This window comes from Niveispirillum sp. GW835-FHT14G11, from assembly GCF_058793615.1.
Genome location: NZ_JBXAFZ010000009.1, coordinates 234,957 through 256,167 on the forward strand (window position 1 = coordinate 234,957; position 21,211 = coordinate 256,167).

Below are 21,211 nucleotides of genomic sequence, written 5' to 3' on the forward strand. Positions count from 1 at the left end.
CCGGCCACGGAAAAGCCATCTGTGCGCGGCAGATGATCAGGCATGAAGAAAGCGCTTCTCCTCCTCCCCCTTGTGTTGCTGGCCCTGGCCGGCCCTGCCGCCGCCAGCCCGGAGCAGGCGGCCGGCTTGCGCGACATGCTGGCCCGACGGCTGGGGGAATCAGCCGTCAGCGGCGACCGGCTGCGGGTGGAACGCGTGCCCGACGTGACGGTGACGGAGGCCGGGGGCCAGTACCGCCTGCGCATCCCCAAGCTGCGCCTGGCCGCCCGTGACGGCTGGATGGTGGAAGCACCGCTGGTGGAGGGCGACGGCACGCCGCAGCCGGACGGGTCCTGGCGCCTGAAACTGAAACTGCCGCAGCCGCTGGGGCTGTATGGTGCCAACGGATTCCGTCTTGGCGACATCGCGCTGGGAAGGCAGAACCTGGCCTTGTCGGTCAGTGCCGACGGGCGCAGCCTGATCGCCGCCGATATCGATCTGGCCGACGCGAAATTCACCCCCGCTATGGGGGCCGGCACGGGCAGCCTGGCGGCCCTGCGCTTCGTCCTGACGCCCAGGGCGGCGACAGGTGGCAGTTGGAGCGGGCAGGTGTCGCTGTCGCTGGATGGGCTGTCATTGAAGGACCCGGTGGGGGTGGACCGGCTGGCGGTGAAGCGGCTGCGCCTGGACGCATCCGCCGACAGCCTGGACATGAAGCGCATGGGCGCGCTGTTGGCCGATGACGACCGCGCCAATCTGGACCGGCTGGCGCGCAGCGTTGATATTTCCGCCGATATCGCCGGCCTGCGGCAGGTGCGGGACAATGGCACCCGCACCCTGCTGGACAGTGGCAAGGGCAAGCTGTCGCTGACCGGCCTGAACGCGGCCAAGGCCGGGTTGGTGCTGGACTGGGTGCATGACGGGTTGGACCATACCGGCCCCGGCATCGATCCGGGGTTCCTGCCCACGTGGGCGGAGGTCGCCCTGACCGGCACGTCGCTGCCGCGTGAATTGCTGACGGGGGCCAAACCGCCCGGCGGCTGGACGCCGCTGCTGGCCGCATCGGGCAGTGTGGTGAAGATCGGCCGGTTGAGCCTGTGGAACGCGCAGTCGACCGTGCTGGGCAAGGGCGATTTCCGCTTCTCCACGGCCAGCAGCAACGGCGTGACGGGGCAGGCCGATCTGGCCCTGCGCGGCGTGGACCGGATCATCAACGCCGTGAACCAGACGATGGGCGCGCGCGGGGCGGGGCTGGCCATCGGGCTCTATGCCCTGCAGGGGCTGGGACGCCAGGATGCGGGGGAGAAGGGCACGACCCACCAGTACCGCCTGACCCTGGACAATGATGGCCGCGTCATCCTGAACGGCAGCGACGCCACCAGCCTTTTCAAGGGGATGATGGCGTTCAACTAAGCGCACGGCGCAACGATATTGCGCTGCACACATGCGAATCCATCCTATCCGGACTGTGACAGGCGCGTGACCGTCCGGCGGCGGGGGCTTGACACCCCTTATACTCTGCGCGAGCATAAGGGAGAGTAATGCTCAAATCGAGCATAAGTCGTGCCCATGCCCCGCGTCAGCGGGCCGCCGGAGTGTTCCCGTGATGTCCGCCCCCCTCGACCTCACCTACAGCCCTGCCGTGGCCGAAGCCACCAAGTCCATCTATGACAAGGTGAAGGGCGTGATCCCGGAGGTGGAGTGGCCGTTCCATGCGCCGCTGGTGCATGCGATCAACCGGCTGAAGAAGGAACGCAACGCCGTCATCCTGGCGCATAATTACCAGGCACCGGAGATTTTCCACACGGTGGCCGACATCGTGGGGGACAGCCTGCTGCTGGCACGCAAGGCGGCGGAGACCGATGCCGATGTCATCGTCCTGGCCGGCGTGCATTTCATGGCGGAGACGGCGAAAATCCTGTCGCCGGAAAAGACCGTGCTGATGCCGGCCATGGATGCCGGCTGCTCGCTGGCCGACAGCATCACGGCGGCCGATGTACGCCTGCTGCGCGAACGCTATCCGGGCGTGCCGATTGCGACATATGTCAACACCTCGGCCGCCGTGAAGGCGGAAAGCGATGTCTGCATCACCTCGGGCAACGCGGTGGAGGTGATCAATTCGCTGCCGGGCGACGAGGTGCTGTGCATCCCCGATGAATATCTGGCCAAGTGGGTGGCGACCCAGACCACCAAGAAGGTCATCGCCTGGAAGGGCCATTGCGAGGTGCATGAGCGCTTCAGCGGGGAGCAGCTGCGGGCCTATCGCACCCAGTTCAAGGGCGACATCACCATCATCGCCCATCCAGAATGCCCGCCGGACGTGCTGGCGGAGGCGGATTTCGTCGGCTCCACCGCCAAGATGCAGGATTATGTCGAGGGCCAGCAGCCCAAGCGCGTGCTGCTGATCACCGAATGCTCCATGGCCGACAATCTGGCCGCAACCAACCCGGCGGTGGAGTTCGTGCGCCCCTGCAACCTGTGCCCGCACATGCGCCGCATCACCCTGTCCAACATCCTGCAAAGCCTGCAAGCCATGCAACCGCAGGTGCATGTCGATCCGGAGATCGGGGCGCGGGCCAAGCTGGCGGTGGAACGCATGCTGGCCGTTGGCAAGAAGTGATGCGCCCGCCCGGCGCCTGAGGGAACAAAAAATGCAGCTCCGCCATAGCGACGTCATCGTGATCGGGTCCGGCATGGCCGGGCTGGTGGCGGCCCTGTCGCTGGCGCCGCTGCGCGTCACGCTGCTGACCAAGACGGATGACCTGCCCGGCGGGTCGTCCAACTGGGCCCAGGGCGGCATCGCTGCGGCCATCGACCCGGCCGACGATCCGGCCGAACATGCCGCCGACACGGTGGCGGCCGGGGCCGGCCTGACCGATCCGGAAATGGCGGCGCTGCTGACGCAGGAAGGTGCCAAGCGTCTGACAAGCTGGATCAACCGCGGCCTGCCGTTCGACCGGGAGGCCAATGGCCGTCTTTGCCTGGGCCGCGAGGCGGCACACGGGGCCGCCCGCGTTCTGCATGCCGGTGGTGATGCCACCGGCCGCACCCTGATGGCCGACCTGTCGGCGCGGGTGCGTGCGGCGGCGCATATCAAGGTGGAAACCGCTGCCTTCGCCTGGGACCTGGTCATGGGCCGCCATGGCGTGGCCGGTGTCCTAGCTCATCATACCAAGGAAGGCTGGGTTTTCCATCGCGCGGGTGCCGTGCTGCTGGCCTGCGGCGGGGTGGGGCAGCTTTATCGGCACACCACCAACCCGGCGGAGGCGACGGGCGACGGGATCGCGCTGGCTGCCCGCGCCGGGGCTGATCTGGCTGATCTGGAATTCGTGCAGTTCCACCCCACGGCCCTGGCCGGCCCGCGCACGGGACAGGTGCCGCTGCTGACCGAAGCGTTGCGCGGGGCGGGTGCGCATCTGCTGGACGAACATGGCGGGCGCTTCATGCTGAAGGCCCATCCCCTGGCCGAACTGGCGCCGCGCGATGTGGTGGCCAAGGCCATCGGCACCCGCATCGCCGCCGGCCTGCCGGTCTATCTGGACCTGCGCGCGCTGTGGGCCCAGGGCGGGGCCGCGATGTTCCCCACCGTGGCCGGCATCTGTGCCACCGCCAAGCTGGACCCGGCCCGCATGCCCATCCCGGTGGCGCCGGCAGCGCATTATCACATGGGCGGTGTGGTCACCGATGCCGATGGCCGCACCAGCATCCAGGGTCTTTATGCGGCGGGGGAGGTGGCCTGCACCGGCGTGCATGGCGCCAACCGGCTGGCCAGCAACAGCCTGCTGGAGGCGCTGGTGTTCGCCGAGCGCGCGGCCGATGCCATCCTGGCGTCCAACCCGGTCCGGCTTGGCCCCGTGGGCCTGCCCGCCATTCCCGTCACCTTCACGCCCACGGCCCAGGCGGCCCTGGTCGCGGTGCAGGCGGCGGACATCATGGCGGAAAGCGTGGGCCTGCTGCGCGACGGTATCGGCCTGTCCTGCGCCATTGCCGAGTTGGAGGCGCTGCAGGCCGGGCTGGAGCCGCAGGCGGGCATCCATGACGCCATCGCCATCCGCCTGTCCGGCGAGGTGCGCAACCGCCTTCTCACCTCCCTGCTGATCGCGCGGTCGGCGTTGAACCGGCAGGAAAGCCGGGGTGCGCATCAGCGTTCCGACTGGCCCGACAGCCGGCCGGAATGGCGCCAGCGCCAGCGCCTGACCCTGTCGGGACCGCTGCCGCGCATCCGCGTGGCCCCGCCCCGTTCCCCCCTGCCGGTGATGTGATGACCCTCCCCCTGTACCCGATCCAGTATGACGCCCTGATCCGCACGGCATTGGCCGAGGATCTGGGTTTGGCGGGCGACCTGACCACCGATGCCTGTGTGCCGGCCGACGCCACCGCCAAGGCGCTGTTCAATGCGCGGCACGAGGGTGTGTGCGCCGGGCTGGACGCGGCCCTGCATGCCTTCGCCCTGCTGGACCCCGGTTTGACGATCACCCGCCATGTGCAGGATGGCGACCGCATCACCAAGGGCACGGCACTGGCCACGGTGGAAGGTGCTGCGCGGCCGATCCTGTCGGGGGAGCGCACGGCGCTGAACCTGCTGGGAAGGCTGTGCGGCATCGCCAGCGAGACCCGCCGCCTGGTGGACCGGATCGAGGGTACCGGCGCCCAGGTGGTCTGCACCCGCAAGACCACGCCCGGCCTGCGGGCGCTGGAGAAATACGCCGTGCGGGTGGGTGGCGGCGGCAACCACCGTTTCGCGCTGAATGATGCCGTCCTGATCAAGGATAATCATCTGGTCGCCGCTGGCGGCCTGCGCACCGCCGTGGAGCGGGCCCGGGCGCGGGCCGGACATCTGGTGAAGATCGAGGTCGAGGTCGATACGCTGGACCAGCTGGCCGAACTGATCGAGCTGAAGGTCGATGCCGTCCTGCTGGACAATATGGACCCACCCACCCTGCGCCGGGCGGTGCAGATGGTGGATGGACGCATGGTGACGGAAGCATCGGGCGGAGTGACGCCGGAGACCATCCGCGCCATCGCGGAGACGGGCGTGACCCTGATCAGCCTGGGATGGCTGACCCATTCGGTGAAGAATTTCGATATCGGCCTGGATTTCGTGGTGGGTTAAGGCGCTGCCATGCCCGCCGCTTGCCGGAAATGGGCCACCACCCCGGCCGGCGCGTAATAGGGGGCGGGGTCGCCCGGCAGGGTGCGGGGGCCGCGCAGGGCCGCCAGCCTGCCATCATCATCCAGCAGCAGCCAGGGCGGATCGCGCCACAGATCCGGGTCCAGGTCCAGCAGCAGCGCCGGCACATCCGTCCCCTGGGTGCGGGACGGGCTGGTATGGGCCGCCACCATGGCCACGGGCCCGCCATCGCCCTCCACCCGGTGCAGCCAATGGCTGACCCCCGGCCGCTGCCGCCGCACGGCCAGGATGGGCCAGTCGCCCTCGGGCAGGCGCACGGGGATGAAGCCGAAGGCGGCCACCCCCGCCATCCCCGGCACCACCCGCCCGTCGGCCAGCATCAGGGGCAGGGGGGAGGGCAGGTCGGCGCCGGTGTCGGGCAGCAGCACCAGCCCGCGCGCATCCACAACGACACCTGTCAACGCACCCCAACGGACCAATGCCGCGCCCGGTGCTGGGGCTGACGGCTCCGCAACCGTTTCGGCTTCCGGCGGTGCGGGCAGGGGCGTGTCCGATGGGAGGGGGGGTGGTGGCAGCAGGGGCATGGCTGCCACCGGCCCGCCTGGTGGCACCGTCACCAGCGCCCGGAATTCAGGCAGGGCAGCCAGCCGGCGGGCGGCATCGGCCATGGCGTTGCGCAGGATGATGTCGTAGCGGCTGTTGAGTGACGGGATGTCGGTTTCGCCCTCTCCTTCCGTCGTGAAGCGCCGTACCGGGTTGGGCGGGTCGGTGACTTCCCAGTCGATACGCACCCGCCCGTCACCGGTCTCGCCCACCGGCCGCCCGGAGAAGGCGTCCAGCTTGCGGCACAACGACATGTCAACATCGACCAACCGTCCCGTCAGTGCCCGTCCCGCCCCTTCGGTCAGGCCCAGGCCGCCCCAGCCGATTCCATCGCGCGCCGCTTGGGCCAGCATGCCGGGGATGCGGCCTTCGGTGATCCAGGCGACCTCGTTATAGGGACTGTTGCAGCCCCAGCCCCATTCATAGGCACCGGCCTTGTGCCCGATCGGCAGATCGACCAGCACCTTGCCCATGGACAGGGGAACGGGCTGGCGCGGGCCGGCGGGCAGCGGCTTGTCGGCACAGGCCGCCAGCAGCAGGCAGAACACGGCATTGATAAGGATCGAACCGGCGGGACGGCGCATGCGACACAATCGGAATGGATCAGATCGCCCTATAATTACAATTATAACCGCCCTCCCGTCCAGGCCCGCGCAAGGGAACGGACGCAGCCTTGCAAAAGGGCCGGATGACAGGAACGGCCCCGGTTGATATCTCCAAACCATGTCGAACGCAGCCGCCCCCTCTGCCCGTTCTCCGCGCCGTGCCGTTGTCGAACGCACGACGAAGGAGACCCGCATCCGCGTCGCCGTCGATCTGGACGGTACCGGCATCTACAAGGTGTCCACCGGCGTCGGGTTCCTGGACCATATGCTGGAACAGCTGTCGCGCCATTCGCTGATCGACCTGGAGGTCGAGGCGGTGGGCGATCTGCATATCGACTTCCACCATACGACGGAGGATACGGGCATCGCCATCGGTGAGGCCGTGGCCAAGGCGCTCGGCGACCGCAAGGGTATCCAGCGCTATGGCGACGCCCTGATCCCCATGGATGAGACGCTGACCCGCGTGGCTATCGACCTGTCGAACCGCCCCTATCTGATCTGGAAGGTCAATTTCACCCGCGACAAGCTGGGTGACATGGACACCGAACTGTTCAAGGAATGGTTCCAGGCCTTTGCGCAGGCCGCCGGCGCCACGCTGCATGTCGAGAACCTGTATGGTGAGAATAACCACCATATCGTGGAGAGCTGTTACAAGGCGCTGGCCCGGGCGTTCCGCGCGTCGGTCGAGATCGACCCGCGCAAGGAAGATGCCGTGCCCTCCACCAAGGGGGTCCTGGGCGGGTCGCTGTAACCGGCGGCCCCGTCCCGTTCCCTTGTCTTTCTCCGTCGCATGGGCAGGCACCATGACCGATAGCGTCGCCCTGATTGATTACGGCTCCGGCAATCTGCGTTCCGCCGCCAAGGCGTTGGAGCGCGCCGTGGCCGATGGCGGGCTGGATATCCGCATCAATGTCACCAACGACCCGGATGTGGTGCGACATGCCGCCCGCGTGGTCCTACCCGGCGTCGGTGCCTTTGCCGATTGCAAGGCCGGTCTGGACGCCGTGCCCGGCATGGTGGAGGCGCTGACCGAGCGGGTGATCCGCCAGGGCGCGCCCTTCCTGGGCATCTGTGTCGGCATGCAGCTGATGGCCAGGGCCGGGGTGGAGCATGGGGTGCATCCGGGCCTGGGCTGGCTGGACGCGACGGTGGAGGCACTGACCCCGGCCGACCCGGCGCTGAAGATCCCGCATATGGGCTGGAACGAGCTGATCGTGAAGGCACCCAACCATCCGGTGCTGGCCGGCATCGCGCCGGGTACCCACACCTATTACGTCCATTCCTATGCCATGAAGGTGGCTGATCCGGCGCTGGTCCTGGCGGCCTGTGACTATGCCGGGGAGTTCCCTTCCATCGTGGGGCGCGACAATCTGGTGGGCATGCAGTTCCATCCGGAGAAGAGCCAGGCGGCGGGCCTGTCGATCATCGGCAACTTCCTGAAGTGGCGGCCATGAGCGAGCAGCACAAGAACCCGCTGGCCGGATCGGACAGCATCGTCACGATCGAGAAAGTGTCGGAACTGAAGCGGTCCGACCTTTACGATCTGTGTGACGCGGCGGAGGCGGCCATCATCGATGGCGGCGGTTTCGGCTGGGTCACCCCGCCCGACCGCGAGGTGATGGAGCGTTACTGGAAAGGCGTAATGGCCGTGCCGGAGCGGGTGCTGTTCGCAGGCCGCCTGGACGGGGTCATCGCCGGTTCCGCCCAGCTGATCCGCCCCACCCGCAATAACGAGGCGCAGGCATTTGCCTGCAACCTGACCACCAGCTTCGTGGCGCCCTGGGCGCGCGGCCATGGCATGGCACGCAAGCTGACCCAGGCGGTGATCGACGAGGCGACGCGGCTGGGCTTCGGCATCTTGAACCTGGATGTGCGCGAGACGCAGCGGGCGGCCCTCACGCTCTATGACCATATGGGTTTCACGCGCTGGGGCACGCACCCGCATTATGCGCGCGCCAAGGGCCGGACCATCGCCGGCCATTTCTATTACAAGGTCCTGGAACGGCCGGAAGAAGAGACGGAGCCGCAAGCATGATCCTCTATCCCGCCATCGACCTGAAGGATGGCAACGCCGTCCGCCTGCTGCGTGGGGAGATGGATCAGGCCACCATCTTCAATACCGATCCCGCCGCCCAGGCCGAACAGTTCCAGGCCCAGGGTTTCGAATGGCTGCATCTGGTCGACCTGAACGGCGCCTTCGCGGGATCGCCCGTCAATGGGGCGGCCGTCGAATCCATCCTGGCCCGTGTCAAGTTGCCCACCCAACTGGGTGGTGGCATTCGTGACCTGGAGACCATCGCCTTCTGGCTGGAACGCGGCCTGACCCGTGTCATCCTGGGAACGGTCGCCGTCAAGAACCCGTCCCTGGTCAAGGAGGCCTGCAAGGCGTTTCCCGGCCATGTCGCCGTCGGCATCGATGCCCGTGACGGCTATGTCGCCGTTGAGGGCTGGGCAGAGACCAGCAGTCTGAAGGCCCTGGACTTGGCCTTGAAGTTCGAGGATTGCGGAGTTGCCGCCATCATCTATACCGATATCGACCGCGATGGTGCCCTGGGCGGGGTGAATGTGGAGGCGACGGCCGATCTGGCCAGCCACCTGACCACGCCGGTGATCGCCTCGGGCGGTGTCTCCTCCCTGGCCGACCTGCGGGCGCTGAAAGAGGTGGAGCATACGGGCATCAATGGCGTCATCTCCGGCCGCGCCCTCTATGACGGGCGCATCGACCCGGCCGCCGCCCTCGCCTTGCTGCGGGGGGAATGATCCGATGCTGAAGGCCCGCATCATCCCCTGCCTGGACGTCAAGGATGGCCGCGTCGTCAAGGGCGTGAACTTCGTCGACCTGATCGATGCCGGCGACCCGGTGGAGCAGGCCCGGCTCTATGACGCGGCCGGTGCCGATGAGTTGACCTTCCTGGACATCACCGCCAGCAGCGATAACCGCGAGACCATCTTCGACGTGGTCCGGCGCACGGCCGAGCAGGTGTTCATGCCGCTGACCGTGGGGGGTGGCGTGCGCACGGTGGAGGATATCCGCAAGCTGCTGCTGGCCGGAGCCGATAAGGTGTCGATCAATACGGCGGCCGTGCATCGCCCGGAATTCGTGCGCGAGGCCGCGCAGAAATTCGGCGCGCAGTGCATCGTGGTGGCCATCGACGCCAAAGAGGTGGAGCGCGGCCCCAATGGTGAGCAGCGGTGGGAAGTCTTCACCCATGGCGGGCGCAACCGCACCGGCATCGACGCCGTTGCCTGGGCCCGGCGCATGGCCGAGTACGGGGCCGGTGAGATTCTGCTGACCTCCATGGACCGCGATGGCACCAAGCAGGGTTTCAACCTGGAACTGACCCGCGCCGTGGCCGATGCCGTCACCATCCCCGTCATCGCCTCGGGCGGGGTGGGTACTCTGGACCATCTGGTCGATGGGGTGGTCAAGGGCCACGCGTCGGCCGTGCTGGCCGCCAGCATCTTCCATTTCGGCACCTACACCATCGCCCAGGCCAAGGAGCACATGGCCCAGGCGGGGATACCGATCCGTCTTTAAAGGGAATGCCGATGTCCAATCCCGCCATCCTGGACGATCTCTACGCCACCATCCTGTCGCGCAAGGGCGGCGATCCCGACAGCTCGCACACCGCCCGCCTGTTCCATCGCGGCCGCGCCAAGATCGCCCAGAAGCTGGGGGAGGAGGCGGTGGAGACGGTGATCGAGGCGATGGCGGGGACGCCTGAAAAACTGGCCTCGGAATCGGCCGACCTTCTGTATCATCTCCTCGTGCTCTGGGCCGATGCCGGGGTGCAACCTGCCGATGTCTATGCCATCCTTGCGGCACGGCAGGGCATCAGCGGGATCGCGGAAAAGAAGAACCGCAAGCCCATCTGAACAATGGACCTGGGACCCATAAGGAAGGAAACGGCGCCTTGATCTATGATCGCAGCAATATCTTCGCCCGTATCCTGCGCGGGGAAATCCCCTGCAAGAAGGTCTATGAGGACCAGTATGCGCTGGGCTTCCACGACATCAATCCCCAGGCGCCGACCCATATCCTGGTGATCCCCAAGGGTCCTTTCACCAGCTTCGCCGATTTCAGCGCCCAGGCCACGGTGGAGGAGATCGCCGGCTTCGTGCGTGCCGCCGGCCTGATCGCCCGCCAGGCGGGGGTGGAGGATAGCGGATATCGCCTGCTGGCCAACCATGGCCCCGACAGCCACCAGGAAGTGCCGCATTTCCACATCCATATCGTGGGCGGCAAGCCGCTGGGCAAATTGCTGGCCTGACCCTGACGACATCATTGTTACCGGAGCCCCGATGCCGGACCCCGGCATCGGGGCTAACTGTATTTGCGGCCCTGTGACGGACGTCACTTGAACGAAGTTCAAGTCAGGGGTAAACGATGTTCAGGACGGGTTTTCAAAGCACCCGATCCGGCGGATAGCGGTGGTTGAGCACCGGTGGCCGCCGACAGTTTCGTTCCGGCCTGTGGCCCCACCATCGCCGGAACGCGGGCAGACCTTGTCGCCCTCATTCAGGTCTGCCTTTTGCCCCCGGCGTCGTCCCCACGGCGCCGGGGGAAACTTTTTCAGCGTCGCGCCACCGCCCGGTCGCCGACATAGGGGTTGGACTGCCGCTCCTTGCCGAAGGTGGACAGGCCGCCATGGCCGGGCAGGAAGGTGATGTCGTCGCCCAGCGGGAACAGTTTCTCCCGGACGGAGCGGATCAGGTCCTCCATATTGCCGCCGGGGAAATCCGTGCGGCCGATGGAGCCCTCGAAAATCACGTCGCCGACGATGGCGAAGCGCGACGGCTCATGGAAGAAGACGACATGGCCCGGTGTGTGGCCGGGGCAGTGCAGGACCTGCAGCACCAGATCTCCCACCGTCACATTGTCACCTTCCACCAGCCAGCGGTCGGGCGTGAAGGGGCGGGCATAGGGCATGCCATAGCCCGCACCATGTTCCTTCAGCGCCAGGATCCAGTAATTATCCTCGATCGCCGGCCCCTCCACGGGGACCTTCAGCACATCCTTCAGGTCGGCCACGGCGGCGGCATGGTCGACATGGCCATGGGTGACCAGGATGCGCTCCACACTCAGCCCATGCTGGGCGATGGCCTTTCTGATCTCCTCCACCCCGCCGCCGGGATCGATCACGGCGGCGCGCAGGGTGTGCGTGCACCAGATGATGGAGCAATTCTGCTGGAAGGGCGTGACCGGGATGATCACAGCCTTCATGGGGGGTGTCGCACTCATCCCTGTCACGCCTTCCGTCGCACGAATTTCAACGCCGTATGCGTGGGTGACACCGCGCATACCTTGTTGTCAACCAGTCCTGCCCCACGACCGGCCGCGAACACATGATCCTGGGTGATCTCCCGCTTTCCCTTGGGATAGACGATCCACAGGCCGGACCTGGGTCCCAGCCCGGCGGCAATGCCGGCGACGGCATCCAGATCGCCCAAACCATCGGCCACCAGCAGCACGAAATCGGCGTCTCCACCGGCGCAATCCGCGACGCCGCCGCGCGCCAGTTCAGCGGCCAGCACAGGATCGGGCGGGGCACCCGCCAGCCGGACGCGGTGGCCCGGCTTTATGCCCAGCTTGTCCAGCACGGTCTTGGGATTGCGGATACGCGTCAGCCAGTCGGCGGCCTTGGTGGCGCCCAGTTCCAGGCAGAGGGTTCCCGCCGGCCCCGTCAGAACGAGCGTATCGGCCATAACCTCCACCGCCGTGAGGTCGGCCAGCATCAGCTTCACCCGGAAATCCCCCCGGAACAGCAGATGGTCACCCTCCAGCATGGCTTTGCCCTGGCTGATGTTGTCGCCCCAGCGGGCGGTGACGCCGGCTTCCTGTCCCATATGCGCTCCTTTACACCCGTGCCGCCAACTCCCCCAGCCCCCGGTCGCGGATGCCCAGCTGGGCCAGATGGTCGATCAGGTTGGTCAGGTAATCGACATTGCGGCCGGACTGACCGACACCCTGGCGGATCAGGGCCGCCGTACCGTCCAGCCCCAGCCGCCCGCAATATTGTGCATGCGCCGGGTCGGCGGTGAAGGTCAGGGCCGGCACATCGCCGGCCGCCGTCCTCACCCGCATGCGGCGGGGGATATAGACGCGATAGGCCATTTCCCGCTGCCACAGGTAATCCAGCACCCCCGGCGCGGCATCGGCCGCCACCCGATAGACCATGCCCCGGCAGGACCCGCCCCGGTCCAGCCCCAGCACCGCCCCCGGCCGTTCCGGTGTGCCGCGATGCTGGTGGCTGTAGATGCAGAAGCCGCGATGATATCCCCGCAGCAATCCCTCCCGCTTTTCCACGAAATCGAAGCCGGGATTCCACATCAGCGACCCATAGGCGAAAACCCAGAGGTCAGCGCCGGGCGGGTGGTCGAATTCAGCTACGGGGTCGGTATCGGTCATTCCGGTTGCCGGTTCCATCTCGCAATCGCAAAATGGTAGCGCAAGCCCTGCCCCCTGCCAACGCGGATATCCCATGCTCAGCCGTTCCCGTCCCCTGTTCCTGGCCCTGTCCATTCTGATCCTGCTGCTGCTGGCCTATACGGCCTATTGGGCGGCGGCGGCCTGGCGGTTGCGCCAGGCGCTGGCCGATGCGCCGGCCAGGGCGGCGGAGAAGGGCGTGGAACTGGTGCTGGACCAACCCGTCGTGGCCGGCTTTCCCCTGCGCCTGACCGTGGCCCTGTCGGGGCTGCGGGCGCAATGGCCCAGCGGTACCGTGGTGCAGACGGGGCCACTCACCCTGTCAGCCTGGGCCTGGTCACCGCTGGATATCGGGATTGAGGCGGCGGCACCGCTGCAGCTGGACCTGGCCGGCTCCGCCCGCCACGCACCGGTCAGCGGTACGGTCACGGGGCTGGTGGGGCGGGCGGAACTGGGCCTGAACGGCAAGCCACGTCTGGTCACCGCCACGCTGACGGGCGTGCGGACGCTAGGCGAGGCGCCCCTGACCGCGGCCCAGACCGTGGTGACCTGGACGGCGCCGGCCAAGGCGCCGGAGGGGCCGACCGATCCGCAGGGCCAGATCAACCTGCTGGTCCGCGACCTGGACCTGCCGGGGGCCGTGCCACCGCCCCTGAAGCCGCGCATCGAACAGCTTGCCCTGTCCTATGAGCCGCGTGGCCCGCTGCCGGCCAAGCCGAGCGTGGAAGGGATGACTGCCTGGCGCGACGGGGGCGGCACACTGGAGATCCTGGGGGCCCGCCTGCTGTGGAGCGGCATGGATTTGCGCGCCAATGCCACCCTGGCGCTGGACGGCGCCATGCAACCGGCCGGCAAGGGGGCGGCGGAACTGTCGGGTGGGGAGGCGCTGATCGACATGCTGGTCGAAAATGGCAGCCTGCGGCGCGAGCAGGCCGAGGGGGCGAAGGCCGGAATGGCCATGCTGGGCCGGCGCACCGATGATGGCCGCAGCGTCCTGTCGGTGCCCATGGTGCTGAAGAACAGCCAACTGTTTCTGGGCCCGCTGCATGTCGCGACCCTGCCGCCGATTCCGTGGAACTGAAGCGGGGGGATGTCGCCTATTGGGAGATTTCGTGTTCCCTCACGCGCCGGGCGCCGCCATCCGGCGGCTTGGCTTACGGCGCACGAGCGCCGGGCCGGCGGTCGCCGGCCTCCAATCATGCCGAATATGGAAGCGGCGGGTCGGAATTCCCCGGCCCGCCGCTCATGGAGGTACGACATGCGTAAGAAGTCGTGTCTCCTGGTGCTCCGCATCCCGGTTTGGCGGCGTGTTCTGCACGTCGTCATCCTGTTGGGATAAGGGCCTAGGAGAGGGTGGGCCGGAGCTCGAACCTCCGTCCCACCTTCCTCCCCAATATAGGTGAAACCCGATGCCAAGTCTATCCATACGAGAATGACGGCGGCCGGCGCGCTCACTCCGCCCGTTCGACCTGGAAGGCGTGCATGGCTTGCGTGACCCAATCCGCGAAGGCCTTCACGGCCGGGCGGCGGAAATGTGGGGCGGGGGCGACCAGATGATAGGCATCATAGATGGCGGTCTGCGGATAGGGCCGGACCAGCCGGCCCCCCGCCACATCGTCGGCGGCCAGGATCGTATCGCCCAGGGCCAGACCCTGTCCGGCGGCGGCGGCATCCATGGCGTTGCCGGCATCATAGAAGCGGGTTCCGCGCAGGGGCGCCGTCACCGCCACACCGGCTGCCCGGAACCAGGAATGCCAGGGCATGTCCATCTCCTCCAGCAGCAGGTCGCCATCCAGCAGCCGGGCGGGGTCGGCCGGCAGGGTGGCAGCGAGGTGGGGCGCGCAGACGGGGAAGTTCACGACGGTGGACAGCAACTGCGCCTGCAGCCCCGGCCAGGGGCCGCTGCCATAGCGGATGCCCAGATCGGACCCGCCCTTGCGGAAATCGGCCGGCGCGCGAGTGGCGTCCACCACAACCTCAACCTCCGGGTGGCGGGCGCGGAACCCGCCCAGCCGGGGGATCAGCCATCGCTGTGCGAAGGAGGGTTCCACCGACAGGATCAGACGGGCGCGACCGGCCAGCGGCGGTGCGGCGCGCAGCAGGCCCGTGGCCGACTCCAGCAGATCGAAGGCGGCCACGGCGGCATCGCGATAGGCGCGCCCGGCCTCGGTCAGCGACAGGCCGCGATTATGCCGGGTGAACAGCTGGCAGCCCAGCCAGGCCTCCAGGTCCCGGATCTGCCGCGACAGGGCGGGATGGGCCACGTTCAACTCCTCCGCCGCCCGGCTCAGGCTTTCATGGCGGGCTGCTGCCTCGAAGGCGCGCAGGTGTGTGAGGGGTGGCAGGCGGCGCATGGCATCTCCACGGTCTGACCAACGGTCATTTCCCATGGCCGTTGGAGGCCGGCGACCGCCGGCCCGCCGCTTGGTAGCGGCGTGAGCCAAGGGCGCGAATGCGCCCGTCCGGCGCCTGAGGAAGCAGCTATAACATAAAGTTACAGCCACTGTATTGGATTGATGTTCGACGTCAAGCCGGCGATCCGCGATGATCGGGACCAACGACATCCCATACTCTTTGATGGAGCCGCCGTCATGATCCGCCGGTCTTTCGTGCCCGAACCCGCCAGCTGGCCCTTCGCCATGCTGTTCAGCCTTCTTTTCTGCCGTTTCGCCCCGGTTTGTCCGTGCCAGCGCCATTGACAGGGGGGGTGGTTTGCGGCAGTTGAGAGGCACCCTAGTGCCGGGCGGACGGCCGCCCCATGCCTGATAGATTGCCGGGACCGACCAAGATGACCGACGTCGCCAACGCCGACGCCCAACAGATGCCGCTGTTGTACAATAACCCCGTCGCCGTGAGCGCGCAGCGCCATGGCGATGTGAAGGTCAAGCGCAACCGCACCTTCAAGTACGCCGCCAAGATCCACGCCGTCCCGGTGCTGGCGGAAGAGATGCCCCAGCTGCAGAACCATTACCCGCTGGTCTTCGGCCCCGGCCCGTCGGCGGGCGTGATGGCCCTGACCGGCCTGCGCGCGGGTGAGAACCTGTTCGTGCGCGAGGATGGTTTCTGGGCGCCGAATTCCCAGGTTCCCGCCTATATCGGCCGCTATCCGTTCATCCTGGTCGAGATGCCGGAAGACAAGCGTCTGGTCCTGATCATGGAAGAGGATGAGGAGATCCTGGTGCGGGGTGCTGGCGCTGAAGGCGACCTGGCGCTGTTCATCGACGGCAAGGGCACCAAGGAAGGCGAAGAGATCCTGAATTACTGCGTGGCCTTCAACCAGTCGGCCCGCCAGACCCAGGCCTTCTGCGAAGAGGTGGAGAAGCTGGGCCTGCTGGTCGAGCAGCGCGCCGAGGTGGTGACGCCCGACGGCAAGCAGCTGTCGCTGTCCGGCTTCCGCATCATCGACGAGAACAAGTTCAACGCCCTGCCGGACGAGACCTTCCTGGAATGGCGCAAGCGCAACTGGATCGGCCTGGTCTATGCGCATTTCGTGTCGCTGGGCCGCTGGCAGAACCTGATCGACCGGCTGCCCAAGGCTGGTTGATTGCGGGTGCCATGAATTGACGTGAAGACGGCCCCGGCGGGAAATCGCCGGGGCCGTTTCTCATTCAAGGCTGGATTACTTGGCCTGGGCCGGCTTGGTTTCGACCTTGGCGTCGGCTTTCACGTCCGCCGTCACCGTTGGAGCCGGGGTCGTGCTGGGCTTGGCTTCAGGGGTGGGGCTGGCGGCCGGCTTGTCGGCGGCCTTCGTCACGGTGGCACCCGTCGCCGTGGTCACGCTGCCGGCCGTGGTGGTGGCACTGGCGGCCGTTTGGGTGGTGGCACTGGCGGCGTCATTGGCTGTGGTTGCAGCGCCGGTCACGGTGCTCTTGGCGGCGTCCGCCGTGGTCGCGGTGGTGGTCGCGGCCTTTTCCTTGGCCTTGTCGCCCGCCTTATCCGCCTTGGTGGAGACATCGTGCTTCAGGCGGCTGGCCGTGCCGCGTGTCTGGTCCAGGGTAGAGCCGGCATTCAGGCCCGATTGCAGACCGGCGGCACCATTGGCGCCCAGCGTCGTGCCAGCAACGCCCTGCACGCTGCCGCCCAGCCCGGCGGAGCCGTTGCCGCCCAACAGCTGCGCCTGGGCAGCACCAGTCAGCAGGGCGAAGGTCAGGCCGGTCATCAGCATCACGGAGCTACGCATGTGGATCCTCCAGTTCTCTGTCTCGTGGGGGGCGCGTCGCCTTGTGGCTTCGTCGTTTCCCCTGACAGCGTCATGAAGCACCTCAAGCGTGGCATCGCCGGGACGAGGTTCGGGCATGGTTCGGGAATTTCCGCGGCAATTCAGCGTCCTGACAGGCGCTTTCCCGCCATAATCGGTGTTCAGGCGCCTTGATCCGGCCTATTTGCGCCCATCCTTGGACTTGTTTTCCACCTTCATGCGCTTGGCATAGGGCGCGATAAGCAAGGGCTCGCCTGTGGCCTTGTAATCCTCCGGCCGCGCGATGGCCACGGACCCAGCGGGACCGGACACTATCGGCCCCGCCATGATCTTCGCATCCTCCGTCTGGCCGATGGTCCTGGACAGGGTCTCGGGCGGCTTTTCATTAAACAGGTTGGCGGGGGCCGCCAGGGATTTGTCCTTCACCGTGCCGCCATGCCCGTCGGGCTTGCTGCCCGTCCCGGGGGCGCCGCCATTGGTGGCGCGCATGGTGCCCAGGGTCTGGACCGTATTCAACTCGCCCTGCTGGGGCGACGCACTCTGCTGGGCATTGGCGGCACCGGTCAGCAGCACTGCGGCAAACCCGGTTATCAGCATCAAGGTACGCATCTGAGCCCTCTCATTCCCACCATGGGGGAGCGTTGCCGGCACGGGCCGGGATTGGAGGGGAAACGGGTAGGCCGGGCTCCGGTTCCGGCAGAGCAGATGAGAAATCCACCTTGTCTGACAAAATGATATTGATTCTCACACTCATTCCTACTATCAAACTGAGAACGGTTCGCAATTGAGTGTGGAGCAGGATTGAAATGCGGCGGAACATGACGGCGCTGCCCCTGGTGATGATCGCTTTGGCCAGCCCGGCCATCGGACAGGATGTGCAGGTGGCCGAGGCCGCCGACACCCAGGTCAGCGAGATCACGGTCATCGCCACCCGTACGCCTATGGAAACGGTGGAAGCACCGGCCACGGTCAGCGTCATCGATCAGCAGAAGATCAAGGACCGGCTGGTTACCGACATCAAGGAACTGATCCGGCATGAACCCGGCGTGTCTGTCCGTTCCTCTCCCTCCCGCTTCACGGCGGCTGGCGCCAATACCGGCCGCGATGGCAATAGCGGCTTCAATATCCGTGGCCTGGAAGGCAACCGCGTTCTGATCCAGACCGATGGCATCCGCGCACCCGACGCCTTTGCCTTTGGCGGACAATCGGTGGGCCGTGGCGACTATGTCGATCTGGATCTGCTGAAATCGGTGGAGATCCTGCGCGGCCCCGCTTCGGCCCTTTATGGTTCCGATGGCCTGGCCGGTGCGGTCAGCTTCGTCACCAAGGATCCGTCCGACTTCATCGCGGATGGCCGGTCCTATGGCGGCGAGGTGAAGGTCGGTTATACCGAAGCGGACCGGGGCTGGGGCAAAGGCATGGTCCTGGCCGGCAAGGCCGGCGCCTGGTCCGCCATGTTCGCCTATAACCGCCGCGACACCAAGGAGACGGAAACCAAGGGTACCGTCAACACCGCCAACATCACCCGGACCAAGGCCAATCCGCAGGATATCGGCGACAATTCCGCTCTGGCCAAGCTGGTCTGGCAGCCGACGGCGGAACATGTACTGCGTCTGACCTATGAGCTGTTCGACCATGACATGACGGCCGATGTGCTGACCGCCGTGGCCGTGCCGCCGCTGGCCAGCACCAGCGTGCTGGGCCTGAAGGCCAATGACACAACCCGCCGCGAGCGTGTCAGCCTGGATCACCGCTACAATCCGGCCGATGGCGGCCTGCTGGACAGCCTGCACTGGACGCTGTACCGCCAGGACAGCGACACGATGCAGTACGCCAGCGAGGACCGCAACACGGCGGCCGACCGCCTGCGCATCAACACCTTCGACAACAAAGTCACGGGCCTGAATGTCGATGCCAGCACGCGCATCACGGGCGATGGGATCGACCATCTGCTGGTCTATGGCGGCGATTACTCGCTGACCCAACAGATGGGGACCCGTGACGGCACCGTGGCCCCGGCCGGTGAGACCTTCCCGACCCGTGCCTTCCCGACCACCGACCATACGCTGGCCGGCCTGTTCATCCAGGACGAGATCAGCTTGGCTAACGGCGCGCTGTCGCTCTATCCGGCCATCCGCTACGATTATTACAAGATCGATCCCAAGAACGATCCACTGTTCACGGCCGTGGCCACGGGGCAGAGCGATGATCATTTCTCGCCCAAGTTCGCCGCCCTGTACTGGCTGAACGACAATGCCGGCCTGTTCGCCAATTATGCGGAGGGCTTCAAGGCCCCGGCCCCGAGCCAGGTGAATACCGGCTTTGCCAACCCGTTGCAGAATTACCGTTCCATCTCCAACCCTGATCTGAAGCCGGAAACCAGCCAGACCGTGGAAGCGGGCGTGCGCCTGCGCGGTGCCGACTGGCAGGCCTCGGTGACGGGCTTCAAGGGCTGGTACGACGACTTCATTGACCAAGTACAGGTGTCCGGCAATTTCACGGCCGCCAACCCCGCCACCTATCAGTATATCAACGTGGCCGAGGTCACCATTCAGGGCCTGGAAGCCAAGGGCAATTGGGACGTGGGCCAGGGCTTCGGCCTGATCGGTGGTGCCGCCTATACCAAGGGCACGCAGGATCGGGGGGGGACCAAGGCCCCGCTGGACAGCATCGACCCGGTGAAACTGTCGCTGGGCCTGAGCTGGGAAGAGCCCGAGGATGGCCGCTTCGGCGCCAGCCTGTCGGCGATCTATTCGGCCCGGAAGGCCAAGGGCAGGGTTGCCGGGACCTGTTCGGATCCGCTGCGCCCCACCGCGGGTAGCAGCCTGCCCTGCTTCCGGCCCGACAATTTCATCGTGCTGGATGCCACCGCCCGCTGGCAGGTGGCGGAGATGGCGACGCTGCGCGCCGGGATCTTCAACATCACCGACAAGAAATACGCGTGGTGGAGCGATGTGCGCGGCATCGCCGAAAGCTCCGCCGTCCGTGACAGCTATACCCAGCCGGGCCGCAATGTCAGCGTCTCGCTGACCGTGAAGCTCTGAGCAGGCCTCTCAAGGAAACCCCCCGATGAACATCTCCCTGAAATCCGGTCTGACGGTCCTGGCGCTGCTGGCGGCAGCCCCGGCCTTCGCCCAGGCCAGCAATACGGCCGATTGCGGCAAGGCGGACTGCACCGCCTTTCACGCCGACCGGGCAACCATCCTGGCCATGGCCGGCACCTATCGCGTGAAGTTCGATTTCCGCGAGACGGTTGCCATCGCCCCTGGCTATGAGCCGTTCGAGCCCAAGCGCAGCGGCGGGTATGAGGCCGTGCGCGTCATCGAGGATACCGGCCGCACGATCCGGCTTCAGCATCTGCTGGTCGTCAAGGACGAGAACGACAAGCCCTTCATCATCAAGCATTGGCGCCAGGACTGGATCTATGAGCCGGAAACCGTGCTGACTTATGAGGGCACGGATCGGTGGACGGTCACGCCGGTGCCGGCGGCGCAGCGTACCGACGCCTGGGCCCAGACCGTCTGGCAGACCGATGACAGCCCGCGCTATGGCAGTGTCGGCTATTGGAAGCATGACCGGGGCGAGCATCGCTGGATCAGCGGCGAGACGGCCCGGCCGCTGGCCCGTCGCGATGCAATCCGCAAGCCGGTCTATGACCATTATGTCGGCACCAACCGCCATGCGCTGACCCATCAGGGCTGGGTGCATGAGCAGGACAATGCCAAGGTCGGCATCCGCGACGGCAAGCCCGCCACCATCGTGCATGAGGTGGTGCTGAACAGCTATGTCCCGTCCACGGAGTTCGATTTCAAGGCGGCCGACGATTACATGGCCAAGACCGGCACCTTCTGGGCTGCCGTGCGCAAGGAATGGGACGATGTCGCCGCCCGCAATGGCGGCATCCACCTGGTGCAGGAGGCGGAAAACGGCTCCAGCACCGGCAAGCAGTTGATGGAACTGGCCGACAAGGTGGCCAAGGGTGAGACGGGCACGGCCGACGCCGTGTCCCAGGCCCGCCACCTGATCACGGCTTCAACGAGACCGGCCGCCGCCACGGCCGGCGCGTCGCGGGGGTGACGCGCGTCCGGGGCTGTCGGCGGTATTATGTGCCGACAGCCCCGGATGACATTGCAACGGGCGGACCAGCGGGGGTTGGTCCGCCCGTTCGCATTCTGATGGCGCCTTTTTTCAAACCTTAACCCTGCCTTCCCGGTCATAGGCCATACGGCATCGCCCGCTATCCTTTCGCTCAGTACCCGACCTGTGTT

General features: G+C 66.7%; 22 protein-coding genes. 15 read left to right on the forward strand and 7 right to left on the reverse strand.

The window, feature by feature from the left end; translation table 11 throughout:
- Nucleotides 1–42 precede the first annotated feature (42 nt).
- From AC1Q7F_RS18080 to nadC, 4 genes are all read left to right on the forward strand, one after another.
- Nucleotides 43–1,392 (forward strand): hypothetical protein, encoded by a 1,350-nt coding sequence (locus tag AC1Q7F_RS18080; protein WP_492509362.1) that lies wholly within the window; start codon nt 43–45, stop codon nt 1,390–1,392.
- A 193-nt stretch (nt 1,393–1,585) separates the two neighbouring features.
- Nucleotides 1,586–2,599, forward strand: coding sequence for a quinolinate synthase NadA (gene nadA, locus AC1Q7F_RS18085; RefSeq protein WP_492509364.1), 1,014 nt, complete (start codon nt 1,586–1,588; stop codon nt 2,597–2,599).
- Between the two features lie 31 nt (nt 2,600–2,630).
- Nucleotides 2,631–4,241 (forward strand): L-aspartate oxidase, encoded by a 1,611-nt coding sequence (locus tag AC1Q7F_RS18090; RefSeq protein WP_492509366.1) that lies wholly within the window; start codon nt 2,631–2,633, stop codon nt 4,239–4,241.
- Entirely contained in the window at nt 4,241–5,092 is an 852-nt protein-coding gene (gene nadC, locus AC1Q7F_RS18095; protein ID WP_492509368.1) for a carboxylating nicotinate-nucleotide diphosphorylase, read from the forward strand. Before AC1Q7F_RS18090 ends, nadC begins: the two co-directional genes overlap by 1 nt.
- On the opposite strand, the gene AC1Q7F_RS18100 is transcribed toward nadC, so the two are convergent.
- Nucleotides 5,089–6,297 carry a hypothetical protein gene (locus tag AC1Q7F_RS18100; RefSeq protein ID WP_492509370.1) on the reverse strand — a complete coding sequence of 403 codons (1,209 nt, stop codon included), beginning with the start codon at nt 6,295–6,297 and terminating at the stop codon, nt 5,089–5,091. The two genes, nadC and AC1Q7F_RS18100, sit on opposite strands and share 4 nt — an antisense overlap.
- 139 nt (nt 6,298–6,436) lie before the next feature.
- Between AC1Q7F_RS18100 and hisB the strand changes: the two genes are divergently transcribed.
- Genes hisB through AC1Q7F_RS18135 form a run of 7 tightly spaced genes read left to right on the forward strand, consistent with a single transcriptional unit; the run spans nt 6,437 to nt 10,589 of the window.
- Nucleotides 6,437–7,069 (forward strand): imidazoleglycerol-phosphate dehydratase HisB, encoded by a 633-nt coding sequence (gene hisB, locus AC1Q7F_RS18105; protein ID WP_492509372.1) that lies wholly within the window; start codon nt 6,437–6,439, stop codon nt 7,067–7,069.
- Between the two features lie 52 nt (nt 7,070–7,121).
- Nucleotides 7,122–7,772, forward strand: a complete 651-nt coding sequence (hisH, locus tag AC1Q7F_RS18110; RefSeq protein WP_492509374.1) for an imidazole glycerol phosphate synthase subunit HisH — start codon at nt 7,122–7,124, stop codon at nt 7,770–7,772.
- The gene (locus tag AC1Q7F_RS18115) at nt 7,769–8,353 is read left to right on the forward strand and encodes a GNAT family N-acetyltransferase (protein ID WP_492509376.1); all 585 of its coding nucleotides are present in this window, start codon (nt 7,769–7,771) and stop codon (nt 8,351–8,353) included. The genes hisH and AC1Q7F_RS18115 overlap by 4 nt, the downstream gene beginning before the upstream one ends.
- The gene (gene hisA, locus AC1Q7F_RS18120; RefSeq protein WP_492509378.1) at nt 8,350–9,078 is read left to right on the forward strand and encodes a 1-(5-phosphoribosyl)-5-[(5-phosphoribosylamino)methylideneamino]imidazole-4-carboxamide isomerase; all 729 of its coding nucleotides are present in this window, start codon (nt 8,350–8,352) and stop codon (nt 9,076–9,078) included. The genes AC1Q7F_RS18115 and hisA overlap by 4 nt, the downstream gene beginning before the upstream one ends.
- A gap of 4 nt (nt 9,079–9,082) precedes the next feature.
- Nucleotides 9,083–9,856 carry an imidazole glycerol phosphate synthase subunit HisF gene (hisF, locus tag AC1Q7F_RS18125; RefSeq protein WP_492509380.1) on the forward strand — a complete coding sequence of 258 codons (774 nt, stop codon included), beginning with the start codon at nt 9,083–9,085 and terminating at the stop codon, nt 9,854–9,856.
- A gap of 11 nt (nt 9,857–9,867) precedes the next feature.
- Nucleotides 9,868–10,194: a phosphoribosyl-ATP diphosphatase gene (locus AC1Q7F_RS18130; RefSeq protein ID WP_492509382.1), complete on the forward strand. Its 327-nt coding sequence runs from the start codon at nt 9,868–9,870 to the stop codon at nt 10,192–10,194.
- A 38-nt stretch (nt 10,195–10,232) separates the two neighbouring features.
- Nucleotides 10,233–10,589 (forward strand): histidine triad nucleotide-binding protein, encoded by a 357-nt coding sequence (locus AC1Q7F_RS18135; protein ID WP_492509384.1) that lies wholly within the window; start codon nt 10,233–10,235, stop codon nt 10,587–10,589.
- 302 nt (nt 10,590–10,891) lie between these two features.
- Here AC1Q7F_RS18135 and AC1Q7F_RS18140 read toward each other — a convergent pair whose 3' ends face one another.
- From AC1Q7F_RS18140 to AC1Q7F_RS18150, 3 genes are read right to left on the reverse strand one after another with little or no spacing between them, the layout of a single operon-like run.
- Complete coding sequence (locus AC1Q7F_RS18140) at nt 10,892–11,560, reverse strand: MBL fold metallo-hydrolase (RefSeq protein WP_492509386.1); 669 nt, start codon at nt 11,558–11,560, stop codon at nt 10,892–10,894.
- Nucleotides 11,561–11,565: 5 nt separating this feature from the next.
- Nucleotides 11,566–12,165, reverse strand: a complete 600-nt coding sequence (locus AC1Q7F_RS18145; protein WP_492509388.1) for a hypothetical protein — start codon at nt 12,163–12,165, stop codon at nt 11,566–11,568.
- 10 nt (nt 12,166–12,175) lie between these two features.
- Nucleotides 12,176–12,727 carry a gamma-glutamylcyclotransferase gene (locus tag AC1Q7F_RS18150; protein WP_492509390.1) on the reverse strand — a complete coding sequence of 184 codons (552 nt, stop codon included), beginning with the start codon at nt 12,725–12,727 and terminating at the stop codon, nt 12,176–12,178.
- A 73-nt stretch (nt 12,728–12,800) separates the two neighbouring features.
- Between AC1Q7F_RS18150 and AC1Q7F_RS18155 the strand changes: the two genes are divergently transcribed.
- The gene (locus tag AC1Q7F_RS18155) at nt 12,801–13,826 is read left to right on the forward strand and encodes a DUF2125 domain-containing protein (RefSeq protein WP_492509392.1); all 1,026 of its coding nucleotides are present in this window, start codon (nt 12,801–12,803) and stop codon (nt 13,824–13,826) included.
- Between the two features lie 370 nt (nt 13,827–14,196).
- Here AC1Q7F_RS18155 and gcvA read toward each other — a convergent pair whose 3' ends face one another.
- Entirely contained in the window at nt 14,197–15,099 is a 903-nt protein-coding gene (gene gcvA / locus AC1Q7F_RS18160) for a transcriptional regulator GcvA (protein ID WP_492509394.1), read from the reverse strand.
- A 434-nt stretch (nt 15,100–15,533) separates the two neighbouring features.
- Here gcvA and AC1Q7F_RS18165 point away from each other — a divergent pair, with 434 nt between their 5' ends.
- Nucleotides 15,534–16,289, forward strand: a complete 756-nt coding sequence (locus AC1Q7F_RS18165; RefSeq protein ID WP_492509396.1) for a SapC family protein — start codon at nt 15,534–15,536, stop codon at nt 16,287–16,289.
- 75 nt (nt 16,290–16,364) lie between these two features.
- On the opposite strand, the gene AC1Q7F_RS18170 is transcribed toward AC1Q7F_RS18165, so the two are convergent.
- Together AC1Q7F_RS18170 and AC1Q7F_RS18175 are read right to left on the reverse strand one after the other, a co-directional pair.
- The gene (locus tag AC1Q7F_RS18170) at nt 16,365–16,925 is read right to left on the reverse strand and encodes a hypothetical protein (protein WP_492509397.1); all 561 of its coding nucleotides are present in this window, start codon (nt 16,923–16,925) and stop codon (nt 16,365–16,367) included.
- Nucleotides 16,926–17,123: 198 nt separating this feature from the next.
- A complete protein-coding gene (locus AC1Q7F_RS18175) occupies nt 17,124–17,552 on the reverse strand; it encodes a hypothetical protein (RefSeq protein ID WP_492509401.1) in 429 nt (142 codons plus the stop codon).
- Nucleotides 17,553–17,749: 197 nt separating this feature from the next.
- On the opposite strand from AC1Q7F_RS18175, the gene AC1Q7F_RS18180 reads away from it, so the two are divergent.
- Complete coding sequence (locus AC1Q7F_RS18180) at nt 17,750–19,987, forward strand: TonB-dependent hemoglobin/transferrin/lactoferrin family receptor (RefSeq protein WP_492509403.1); 2,238 nt, start codon at nt 17,750–17,752, stop codon at nt 19,985–19,987.
- A 25-nt stretch (nt 19,988–20,012) separates the two neighbouring features.
- Nucleotides 20,013–21,020, forward strand: coding sequence for a DUF6607 family protein (locus AC1Q7F_RS18185; RefSeq protein WP_492509405.1), 1,008 nt, complete (start codon nt 20,013–20,015; stop codon nt 21,018–21,020).
- The last annotated feature ends 191 nt before the right edge of the window (nt 21,021–21,211 follow it).